Below are 13055 nucleotides of genomic sequence, written 5' to 3'. Positions count from 1 at the left end.
AACTTCTCCTTATATGGTGAACTTCAATGGCGCAGGATTCTTGGCTCAAGCCTCTCCAAAAGTGTACACTGGTCTTACCGCCGGCACTTACACTTGGATTGTAAAAGATGCCAACGGATGTATTATGGAAGGTTCAGAAACTATTGCACAACCAGCATTGCTTGTGGCTAATGTTACTCCAATAAATCCTAAATGTTGTTATGATCCTGACGGTTCAATAACCATTTCTGCTACTGGAGGTACAGGAACACTGATGTATTCTATCAATGATGGAGCGACTTACCAAACATCTAATGTATTTAGCGGATTACTTGCTGGAACATATAACTGGGTGGTAAAAGATGCTAATAATTGCATCTTGAGAGGTACGGTTACTTTAACCAATCCTCCACTGATTGTCGCAACATCAATTCTTGTGAATCCTAAATGTAATGGAGGAACAGACGGTTCGATTACGATTATCGCTTCAGGAGGTACTGGCACATTAACGTACTCTATTAATCAAGGTCTTACTTATCAATCATCCAATGTGTTTGCAGGTCTTGCGGCAGGGGAATACAAATGGAGAGTGAAAGATGCCAATGGCTGCTTGTTGAAAGGTACGTTTATCTTGACCACTCCACCAGCGGTGACAGTAACAGCAACTCTTGTGAATCCTAAATGTAATGGAGGAACTGACGGTTCGATTACTGTTAATGCTACGGGAGGAACTGCTCCTTTGATGTACTCTCTAAATGATGGTGCTACTTACCAATTGTCTAATGTGTTTACTGCTTTAGCAGGTGGACAATATCAATGGGCGGTTAAAGAGAACAATGGTTGTATTTCCAGAGGTACGGTTAATTTAATTAATCCAGTAATGATAGTTGCGTCAGCAACACCTACAAATCCTAAATGTAATGGAGGAGCCGACGGTTCATTTACCATCACAGCAACAGGAGGAACAGGGGTATTGATGTACTCTGCAGATAATGGATTAAATTACCAAACGTCTAATGTATTTACTGCCCTTATGGATGGGGAATACAAATGGGTGGTAAAAGATGCCAATGGCTGTATGATGAGTGGAACTGTTACTTTACTGAATCCGGCATTAATAGCGGTATCAGTAGCAGCAGTAAATCCTTCCTGTTGTGAAGCATTAAAAGATGGTTCAATCACGGTGAACGCCACTGGCGGAACGGGTACATTCATGTATTCCATCAATGGTGGAAGTACGTACCAAACATCTAATTTCTTTGGCAGTTTAACTGCGGGAGTGTACAATTGGATAGTGAAAGATGCGAACAACTGTGTTATAAGCGGTACGGTTACTTTACGTAACCCAACTGATCCGCTTGCTAAACCAGCTGCACCAACAGTGACTGCTAGTTTTACAGCATATCCAGTTCCTTTTAAAGATGTTCTTACAATCAGATACGATTTTGATTACCAATCTGACGTTACAATTGAAGTATTAAATTCACAAGGAATGCCTGTACTTTCAAAAACTGATACTAATAGTTATTTGGGCAAAGAAATTATGCTACACCTTCATACATATCAAGGTCAAGAGCAAGTTTATCTTGTCAAAGTAACTACTGATAGAGGAAGTAGTATCAAAAAAGTAATGTCTTCTAAATAAGTTTTAATAATTTACTAATCCCAAAAAATATAGAGAGGGATTAGAATAGATTAAACCTCGAAAGTAAAAACTTTCGAGGTTTTTTTGTGCCTAAAATCGAGCTATTATAATGACTTTACTGGTAAAAAGGCAATGAGTTTTAAAATTCACTTTGGAGAATGAGTGCAGCATTAATTTGGAAGTTGCTTCTCTTTTGGAAATGAATAAATAATTTACTCTTAATCGCTATTTGAAAGGGAAATTTATTTTAAACAATTCTGATTTTAAAAGATATTGGTGATGAAACAATAACCGTTGATTATCTTTTAATTTATGGCCTATAAGTAAAGCTACATTGTAGAAAAATACATTAGACGGCTTCGTCTAAATACTATAAAAACATTGGGCTTAAAAGTGTTTAAAAAAACACTGGTTTTTAGTTTTATTTAATTATCCATTATGATATGTTTTTTATTTTAAAAAGTGATTTTTTTTATTCGATTAATGCTATATATTGGAAATCAAGGATCTTGTCAAATGGTGTCTTAAGAATTCGTGGAATCTCTATATCATTGAATTATAAAGAAGTAAAATTTTTAGAAATTGGTAAAAAAGCAATCTACTTTGAAAGAATAAAATTTAGGCAATGCAATTTTTATTATTCAATAATTCTAATAAAAAAAATATTTGTTCTAGATAGGAAAAATCGTGTTTAATTTATTATTAAATTTAACACGTAATACACTAATAATCAAATAGTTATAAATAAAATATTTTATATTTACATACTAATTTTCCTAATATACGATGCTCTTTGTCGATTAAAATGGAATTTAAACGAGTATAATCTTATTTTTATTTCCCTTTTTTTTTTAATGGTTAATTTTATTGAGAGTAAATAATTAGGCTGTTTCTAGTGAAATACTTTTTTTATAAATATTTGGGATATGAACTTGGTTCTTTGAATTTTGATATCCTAATATGATGGTTGACTTCATTTTTTTAACTGAAGAGGGGTTATTTTCTGAGAGCTACGTTTCTCCAAAATGTAAGCTGCCAGTTCTATTATAATTGTACTTATTAATATTTTTTAGCAAATTGATTTTGGCGTAGCAAAAATTTTTTTGTTTTTATTGTGCTAATAAAAACATTATTAATGACGGTGACTTCATTATTTTAGTGAAGATGGACTATGTTTCTTTAAGTTTTTCTTTCCCAAATCTGTAAACTTCCTTTTAGATCTAACGTATGGCTTAAAAATACTTTTATTATGAAAAAATTTATTTTTTGTAAGATGAAAAGTGAACAAGAGTATTGTAACACTTTTTCTTGGCGTTTAAATACGCAGTTTTTGAAATTTTTTGGGATGAATGCGTTAGTTAAAAAACTCTTTTTTTATACTACGTTACTGCTTTTAGGGTTAGGTTTCGCACCCAATTTCTATGGGCAAGATGTCGGTTCGTCTGCTGTCAAAGCCAATTTTGGTATTGACGGGGATGTTTATTCCGGCTTGTTTCAGTTTCAACCTAATCCAGCAGTTGTTCCACTTATTGATGGCGCAAATACTGATGATTGGTTTTTGGGCGCAAGCGGCTTAGGGGTAATAGATCAAGCGACACCACCTGCTAATCCAGCTTCAGACCCAATTCCGAATCCGATGACAAATACGTCTTTTGAGCGAAGACAATCGATATTTGCTCCTACCGCTCCTTTTCCTTATCCTGTGGTTCCTATTGCAGGGTATGATCCTAGCAATCCTGCAACTTGGACAGGAAGATACCTATGGCTGGATGCGGTTTATGGAAGAGATACCTACGTAAAAGGTGGTAATGCTGAAACATCCTATTTTGCAGGTAGCGGAGACAAGAATTCAGATAATCCATCAACTTGGGCTATCGGGACTTCTGGTAGTGTTCCCCAAAAAGATGACATTATTGATGTGTATGCTCATTTAAGAGGGGAAGGAATCAGAATTCCCGATCCAATTACTGATCCACCAACTGGAAACCCAAGACCCTTTACAACGCTTTGGGCTTATGCAGGAGCTTCCTTAGTTGTGACTAATGGTAACAAGCACGTCGATTTTGAATTCTTTCGCACCGCATTAGAAACACCGGCAGACTTGTCTGATCCTGCAAAAATCGGTCCTGATGGAGGTCGAACCGCATTTACTTTTAATGCTGACGGTTCTGTTGCGATTCCGGGAACCATCATTATTTCGGTAGATTACATAAATGGGGGAAATGTTCCTTCTATCAGGGTCAGAGTTTGGATGAGTCAAGCGACTTTTGATGCATATACTACAAAGCCCAACAGCCCTTTTAATGTTGATAAAAGTGTAGCTTTCGAAAAAGGAACAGATTCAGGGAATTACGGTTATGCTGCCATTAATCCTATAGGAACGGGTATAAATATGTGGGGTAGAGTTAATGATGATTTTGCTACATTTGAAAATTCTCGTACACAAGCACCACCATGGAATACATGGGAAGGAACTACGCCAACAGATGTAGATATGTATACACGATATCAGTTTGTTGAAATAGGCATCAATCTTACCGCTTTTGGATTGGATAAACGTGGGGATCAATCGCCTTGTAGCAATATACTGGGTAGTTTATTGGTTAAAACCCGTAGTAGTGGTGGTGGTCCAAACGAAGGCGCTTTTGGCAGTGAGCTGAAAGATTTTGCCGGTCCTTATTTATTTGGGAACACTGGAAAAAAACCTGTTGTAACAGTTACTGATAAAACCGCTTGTGAAATCTTAGCTACTGGTCGTGCTTTAGTAGACTTGACTACAGGAACAACCAATACCGGTGGTACAATTCACTACTATTTGAATTCTGATTTTACCAGTGAAATAACTTTACCTTTTAGTGCGGCAATTGGCACAACTACTATTTATGCTCGTAGTGAAAGCTTAACTAATCCAGGTTGTTTTGGTACAACATCATTTATTGTAACTGTGAATGCTAACCCAACTGCTGCTGCAGGACCTGATGAAGCTAAATGTCAGACTGCTCCTTCCGGACCTACTTCATTTACTTTGGCAGGTTCAGCATCTAATGGTACATCTGCTTGGTCACAAGTTGGTCAAACAGGTACCGCGCAGGCTACTGTCGCTACACCGGGTTCACCAACATCTACTGTAAGTGTTGCGGGTATTGGTACCGTTACTTTAAGAATGACCACAACAAGCAATGCAACACCGTCCTGCGGAACTGCGTTTGATGAGGTTACTTTGACTGTTAACGCAAATTCAACTGCTGCAGCAGGACCTGATCAAGCAAAATGTCAGACCGCGCCTTCTGGACCTACTTCATTTACTCTGGCAGGTACTGCAAGTGGTGGTACTTCAGCTTGGTCACAAGTTAGTCAAACAGGTACCGCGCAGGCTACTGTTGCAACACCGGGTTCACCAACATCTACTGTAAGTGTTGCCGGTATTGGTACCGTTACTTTAAGAATAACCACAACAAGCACTACAACTCCGTCCTGCGGAACTGCGTTTGAAGAAGTTACTTTGACTGTTAACGCAAACCCAACTGCTGCTGCAGGACCTGATGAAGCTAAATGTCAGACTGCTCCTTCCGGACCTACTTCATTTACTTTGGCAGGTACTGCAAGTGGTGGTACTTCAGCTTGGTCACAAGTTAGTCAAACAGGTACCGCGCAGGCTACTGTCGCTACACCGGGTTCACCAACATCTACTGTAAGTGTTGCTGGTATTGGTACCGTAACTTTAAGAATAACCACAACAAGTAATGCAACACCGTCCTGCGGAACTGCGTTTGATGAGGTTACTTTGACTGTTAACGCAAATAATACTAATAGTGCTGGAATAGATCAGGCTAAATGTCAAACTGCTCCATCGGGACCTACTTCATTTACTCTGGCAGGTACTGCAAATGGTGGTACTTCAGTATGGTCACAAGTTGGTCAAACAGGTACTGCACAAGCTACTATTGCTACTCCATCTTCATTAACTTCTACAGTTAGTGTGGCTGGTATTGGTACCGTTACATTACGACTAAGTACTACTAGTAATTGTGGGAATCCTACAGACGACGTAGTGCTAACAGTTAGCGCAAATCCAACTGCTGCTGCAGGACCTGATGAAGCTAAATGTCAAACAGCTCCTTCCGGACCTACTTCATTTACTTTGGCAGGTTCAGCATCTAATGGTACATCTGCTTGGTCACAAGTTGGTCAAACAGGTACCGCGCAGGCTACTGTTGCTGCACCGGGTTCACCAACATCTACTGTAAGTGTTGCGGGTATTGGTACCGTTACTTTAAGAATAACCACAACAAGTAATGCAACACCGTCCTGCGGAACTGCGTTTGATGAGGTTACTTTGACTGTTAACGCAAATAATACTAATAGTGCTGGATTAGATCAGGCTAAATGTCAAACTGCTCCATCTGGACCTACTTCATTTACTCTGGCAGGTACTGCAAGTGGTGGTACTTCAGCATGGTCACAAGTTGGTCAAACAGGTACTGCACAAGCTTCTATTGCTACTCCATCTTCATTAACTTCGACAGTTAGTGTTGCTGGTATAGGTACCGTTACATTACGACTAAGTACTACTAGTAATTGTGGAAATCCTACAGACGACATAGTGCTAACAGTACACGCAAATCCAACTGCTGCTGCAGGACCTGATGAAGCTAAATGTCAGACTGCTCCTTCCGGACCTACTTCATTTACTTTGGCAGGTTCAGGATCCAATGGTACATCAGCTTGGTCACAAGTTGGTCAAACAGGTACTGCACAAGCTACTATTGCTACTCCATCTTCATTAACTTCTACAGTTAGTGTTGCTGGTTTTGGTACCGTTACATTACGATTAACCACTACAAGTAATGCAACACCGTCATGCGGAACTCCAACTGACGATGTTGTGTTAACAGTAAATCCGAATCCGATTTTAGTAATTACAAGTCCTCCATCAGTTTGTTCTCCGTTAACAGTTGATTTAACTGCTGCATCAGTGACAGCAGGAAGTACATTGTATGGAGCAACCTTGACTTATTGGACTAATGCAAGTGCAACAATACAATTGGCAAATCCAAATGCGGTATCAGTATCTGGAACCTATTATATAAAAGCCACAACGACTGAAAGTTGTTACGATATCGAGTCCGTTTCTGTATTAATTGAATCTTGTGCCAAAGCTTTATGTACTTATACTCAAGGTGCTTATGGTAATCTCGGAGGCATGTCATGTGCTCCGGATGACGAGGGTGGGTTTTCTAATAAATACACTACCATAGCCATTATCGAAAGAGCTTTGAATTCTTATGGAGGTACAATGTTTATTGGATCTGGAAGTAATACTGTTTCCATAAGTACTGCATCTTGTGTTATTGATGTTTTACCTGGTGGTGGTGGAAGTTACAAACTATCGGGTGCTTACAATGTCTGTGAATTGCCATCTTCTTATTTGAAAAATGGAAAAATCAATAACACTTTGTTGTCTCAAACCATCACTTTAGGCCTTAACATAGGCATCAATGGCGCACTTGGTGATTTTGCATTGCAAGGAGGAGTGTTAGTTACCGCAGATCCTGAAGGAGGCTGTGGTTCAGATATTCCTAAAGAACGTTCTTGTAATCTTGACGGAACAGTGAATAATGACTATCAACGTTATGATATTCCTGCAAATGTTGTGAATGTATTGACTGATAAAACAGTTCAAGGATTGTTTGATTTAGCCAACACAGCGTTAGGAGGAGGTTCTACAAATGGTCTTTCTCTTTCAGATATTGCAGGTGCTGTTGATGCAATCAACAATGCTTTCGATGGTTGTAGAATATTCATAGGTTATGATGTTCCACTACTAGAATGTCCAATTACTTTGGCACCAACTCAAACAACCAGTAAAATGGAACTTGCAGGTTTTGATGCGTACCCTGTTCCTTTCAAAGATGTACTTACTATCAAATACAACTTTGATTATGTGTCCGATGTAAAAATTGAAGTATTCAATTCAACTGGAAAAGCGGTGCTTTTAAAATCAGACACCAATAGTTATTTAAACAAAGAAGTTGCCTTAAACCTTAAAATGAATAGAGGACAAGAGCAAGTTTATGTTGTGAAAGTAACTACGAATAGAGGAAGCAGTGTGAAAAAAGTAATGTCTTCAAAATAGATTGTCATAACTACCTGATCTATAAAATAAGAAGAAAGATTAGGCGATAAAATTAAACCTCGAAAATAAAAATTTTCGGGGTTTTTTTATTCTTTTTTGACGATGTTTTTTTTTAATGCTGAATTATGTTGTTTAAAATAAAAATTTGTTTTTTAAATTATTTTAAAATACTGTAAATCAGTAATTTAACTTAAAATAAATATTTATTTTTAATTTTTTTTTGCATAGTAATTTTCTTAATTAGTAAGTTTTTTATCAGATATATTTGTTTTTAATCGGATTTAAATGTATTAAAATTGTTGTTTTTAAACCATTGATTAACTTTAATATAGCAAATAAATGAATAGAATTTGGAGTTATTTTTTTCTAAAAATGGCTTGACGGTGAATAAAGAAATTTTAACAATTGCTCCCCACAATATTATTTTCTTTTGATGATGATGTCCTTCATAAGATTGTTTATGAAGATGTATTGCTTAGTAAGTTTTGATCCTCAAAACGTAAGCTTTCTGTTTTTGTTATTCTAACTTTTTAATTTAAAAATTAGGTTTTTTAAGTTTCCTTAAAGCCCCAATTTGGTTATAAAAGTTTGTTTATTCCCCCAAAATAAAATATGCTTTTGATGATGGTTTACTTCATACCTTTTATGAAGGTGTTTTGTTTTTTCTAAAAGTTTTCAGTCCTCAGTCTGCTAGTTTGCTATTGTTTAACAAGTATGGTTTTAAAACTTTATAACCATGAAAAATATTACAATTTCGAATTTTTTCGATAAATCATCCCGAAAAATGATTAGTTGCTTATTGATTCACGATATTATTTCTTTTTTCTTAAATTTTAGACCTCAGTGTAAAAAAAATAAACATGGAAAACAGGATTTTAGTTATGGTTTTTCAAAATTCGTGCATGAAGAATTAATACTCTCTTTTAGAAATTTAGGCTCATCTCTAATATTGTGTCTCTTGCTTTTTTCTTCACAAATTTATGGACAATTTGCCAATGTAAACCCACCAACAGGCGGATTCGCTATTGATGGAGGTTTAAGAGCCAATACACCAACAGCTGGCCAAGGCGACTGGTATCCCGGAGCCGTCAATTCGGGTTTTGGTGTTTCTGTTTTTGATAATGATGGTGGGGTGCTGTCACCAGCTACGGCACAAACAAGTGGACGTGCATCTGGTGAGAATTATAATGGTAACGATAATATTTTTACAAACGGAAGTAAATTTAATGACTATGTATCTTCTTTAAGATGGTTTACAAACTCCGCTCCGGATAAAAACGATATTAATAATGCGCTGTATCATGTGTCACGTGACCCCAGTAACAATCAATGGATCTTTGTTTCCGGCGATCGTTTGTCGACTAATGGAACAAGTTATATTGATTTTGAATTATTACAGGGCACTATTGTTGAAGAGTCGGATGGAACCTTTACTGGAACGCCCTTATCAACCGCTCTAAATGGAGGTGGTAGAACAGAAAAGGATATAATCATTTCGATGGAATACACCAATGGTGGTTCAAAACCTAAGGTTTATATTTACCAGTGGATGAAGAGTGGCAGTACATGGTCTTACCAACAAGTGACAGTTACTGACGATTTATTAGCCAATGCATTTGCCGAAACTAATAGGTCAGGTGCTGAAACCAGTGTACCCTATTCCGCATTTGGCAGTAATGCCTATCAACAATTTGCTTTTGTGGAAGCAGCTGTTAATGTTACTTATCTTATAAATAGTATTTTAGGTGGGACAAATTGCAGTAGCCTTAACATAAAAACGTTGTGGGTTAAAACAAAAGCTTCTGCTTCTTCGACTGCCGCTCTTAAAGATTATATTACGCCTATTCCTGTGGATTTTAGATTTGGTAGCCTAACAATTGATCCTATTGCGGCAAAATGTGCAAATGATAATACGGCTTATCTCCTATCTGTAACTCCACCTACTGCAGGGACTTTTACCGGATCAGGTGTAACACCGGTAGCTCCTAATGTCCCTGCTGACGGCAAGTATTATTTTACACCTTCCGCTGCCGCAAGTGCATCCAATACCATTACTTTTGTTAGTACTGATGTAAGTTGTAGAGCAGCAAGGGTTTTTGAAGTGAAAGCATTGCCCACAATTACAGGTAATCTCAATGTGTGCATAGGATCTAAAACGCAGTTGACAGGATCAGGTACAGCGGCTACATCCAACCCCTGGGTGTCTGCCACCACTAGTGTCGCCACTGTTAACGCAACAGGTGAGCTAACAGGAGTGTCAGCTGGTACATCCGTCATCACATATACCAATAGCGATGGTTGCCAAAAAACAGCCACAGTGACGGTGAAAGCATTGCCCACAATTACAGATAATCTCAATGTGTGTATAGGATCTAAAACGCAGTTGACAGGTTCAGGTACAGCGGCTACATCCAATCCCTGGGTGTCTGCCACCACTAGTGTCGCCACTGTTAACTCAACAGGTGAGGTAACAGGAGTGTCAGATGGTACATCAGTCATCACCTATACCAATATCGATGGTTGCCAAAAAACAGCTACAGTTAGGGTAAATGCAAATCCTTTAGCACCCAGTGTAGCTTACAATCCACCAGCCTGTGATGTAGACAAATTCAGCATTACTCTTTCCGGTGTAATCAATGGAGCTACTTATACGGTTAAAAATAAAGATGGAAATGCTATTTCAGGTATTGTAGGACTTACTACCGCAACAACTTATACAGGCACAACTGTTAGTCCTGTTACATTTAGTAATATTCCGGCTGGATCGGGTTATCAGGTCTCTGTTTCTGTCAATGGCTGCGGGTCCTCTGTAAGCAGTTGTGCAGCATCAACACCAACAGCAATACCAGGAGGTAAAACTGCCGCTGCTCCAAAAGAAGCAGTGACAAACGACCAAACCCCAAATTCAGGTTTTGATGCGTATCCGGTTCCCTTTAAAGATCAGCTTACTATCAAATACAAATTTGATTACAAATCTGATGTGAAAATCGAGGTGTTCAATGCACAAGGAATGTCAGTGCTTACAAAAACTGATACCAATAGTTATTTAAACAAAGAAGTAACGCTAGATCTTAAAGCGAGCAATAAACAACAACAAGTGTATCTGGTAAAATTGACTACTAACAGAGAAACCATAACGAAAAAAGTAATTTCTTCAAAATAGTATTTTAACCAATTGCCTAATCCTTAAAAAAGAACAATACGGGTTAGCGTATAAAATTAAACCTCGAAAGTGAAAATTTTCGAGGTTTTTTTATATAATCTTTGTTGTGTTTTTATTTTATAGCTGGTTTAGGAGTATTTAAAGAGTAATTAAATGCAAGATTATATTTAAAGTATTGAAAATCAATAAATTAAATTAAAATTAATTAATATTAAATGTTTTTTTAAACATAGTAATTTTCTTAATTAATTTGTTTTTTATCGAATATATTTGTTTTTTATCTGATTTATTGTTGGATTTTAAATACTATTTTAACATATTGATTAACTTTATTTAACAATAAAAAAGAATCAATTTCCAAGCTGTTTTTTATAAAATCGCTTACCGGTTAATAAAAAGATTTTAGCTATTGCTCCCCACAATACTATATGCTTTTGATGATGGTGTGCTTCATAAGATTTTTTATGAAGGTGTATTACTATAGCAAGTTTTGACTCTCAAAATGTAAGCTTTCTGTTTTTGTTATTCTAACTTTTTAATTTAAAAAGTAGGTTTTTTAAATTGTTGCAAAGCCCCTTTTTTGGTTACTAAAAGTTTGTTTATTCCCCCATAATAAAATATACTTTTGAGGATGGAGTACTTCATAAAGTATTTTATGAAGGTATATTGTTTTTTCTAAAAGTTTTCAGTCCCCAGTCTACTGATTTACTACTGTTTAACAAGTGTGGTATTAAAACTTTATTATCATGGAAAAGATTACACTTCTGACGTTTTTCGAAGTTTTATCAAGTAAAATAAATTGTTGGTTATCAGCGAAAAACAAAATTTCTGGATTAGGCTTACAAATACCTGATTTATCCCATTCTACCAAAGTTGGTCTCATGGTTTTTACTTTTCTTGTCGCAACAAATTCATTTGCACAAACTTCTCCCGCTAATTGTAAACTAGGATGTACGTCCAATGATGTACAGATTAAAAAAGCCTATCTATCGGATCAAAATGGAAATCAATTATCCCCAACTACATTTGTTTGTCCGGGTAATGGCCAAGCAACTGTTTATTTAACTTTGGAGCTAACTACAAATACACCGCGTGTTGGAGTTGTTATTTATGCTAATATTAAAAATTTTACTCCCCCTTCAACAGTTGGATCTTTAGTAACAAATATTACGCAATGTTTTGACATAGCACTAAACCAACCAACTAATAAAGTAACATTTTCACAATCTTTCACTTGGACTTGTGGAAATCCAATTGTACTGACGGATGTATTCATTGGCTGGGGCACTGGAAATTCAAACTTTTGTACAGGCGCTGGTTTTCAATGTCCGGGCACATCATCAAAATGCTATCAATTACCTTCGGGCCAGTATATACCAATTGTCACACCAACAGCAAATTCTGCCAGCCTTAGGCAATGCTCCACTACACCAGGTGGAACAATTGCAGTTTTTGATTTGACATCTTTAAATTCAACGGTAATAGGAAGCCAAACCAATGTAACAGTTCTCTGGTTTACTGATTCAAGTTTATATAATCAAATCACAACTAATCCATCTGCTACTGCCTATCCATCTGCCAGCGCTACTGTGTATGCGAAAGTAACAAGTACCATTTCCCCATATCCCTATTCATCAGTAGCTGTAACATTAACAGTTAATCAACCACCCAATCTAGTGATTAGCAATCCAGCCGCGGTTTGTTCGCCATCAACAATTAATCTGACTTCAGAAGCTGTGACAAATGGGAGTACCCTGCCTGCAGGGACTACGCTTAGTTATTGGACAAATGCTACTGCGACAACTTCTTTAACAAGTCCAAGTGCAGTAGCGACAGCCGGAACATATTATATTAAAGCCTCTTCAAATACTAATCCTACTTGTACGGATATTAAACCGGTAACAGTAACGATTAATGCCGCACCTGCCGCACCAATAAGTGGCGGAGATAAAACCCAATGTGAGCAATCTCCGATTCAAACTTTAACTGCTACAGCAACTGGCGGAACCATAACATGGTATGATGCAGCTACAGGAGGAAACTTAGTCGGAAGTCCTACAAAGAATACAACAGGATCGGTTACTTACTACGCCCAGGCATCCAACGGAACCTGCTCGAGTCTCACTAGAACA

General features: G+C 37.2%; 4 protein-coding genes. All 4 read left to right on the top strand.

Features of this window, described 5'->3' with window-relative positions; all coding sequences use genetic code 11:
* On the top strand, positions 1-1624 hold a 1624-nt coding region (locus ACFX5D_RS16030), incomplete at its 5' end, for a T9SS type A sorting domain-containing protein (RefSeq protein WP_379859209.1).
* 1249 nt (positions 1625-2873) lie between these two features.
* Positions 2874-7760, top strand: a complete 4887-nt coding sequence (locus ACFX5D_RS16025; RefSeq protein WP_379859208.1) for a T9SS type A sorting domain-containing protein — start codon at positions 2874-2876, stop codon at positions 7758-7760.
* A 736-nt stretch (positions 7761-8496) separates the two neighbouring features.
* Complete coding sequence (locus ACFX5D_RS16020; RefSeq protein WP_379859207.1) at positions 8497-10923, top strand: T9SS type A sorting domain-containing protein; 2427 nt, start codon at positions 8497-8499, stop codon at positions 10921-10923.
* A 746-nt stretch (positions 10924-11669) separates the two neighbouring features.
* Positions 11670-13055, top strand: a 1386-nt coding sequence (locus ACFX5D_RS16015; RefSeq protein ID WP_465254662.1) for an Ig-like domain-containing protein, incomplete at its 3' end; no start/stop codon positions are given.

The organism is Flavobacterium fructosi (assembly GCF_042787335.1).
Lineage (GTDB): Bacteria > Bacteroidota > Bacteroidia > Flavobacteriales > Flavobacteriaceae > Flavobacterium > Flavobacterium fructosi.
Note: the sequence above shows the minus strand (reverse complement) of the source record. Positions and strands in the feature narration are given on the sequence as shown.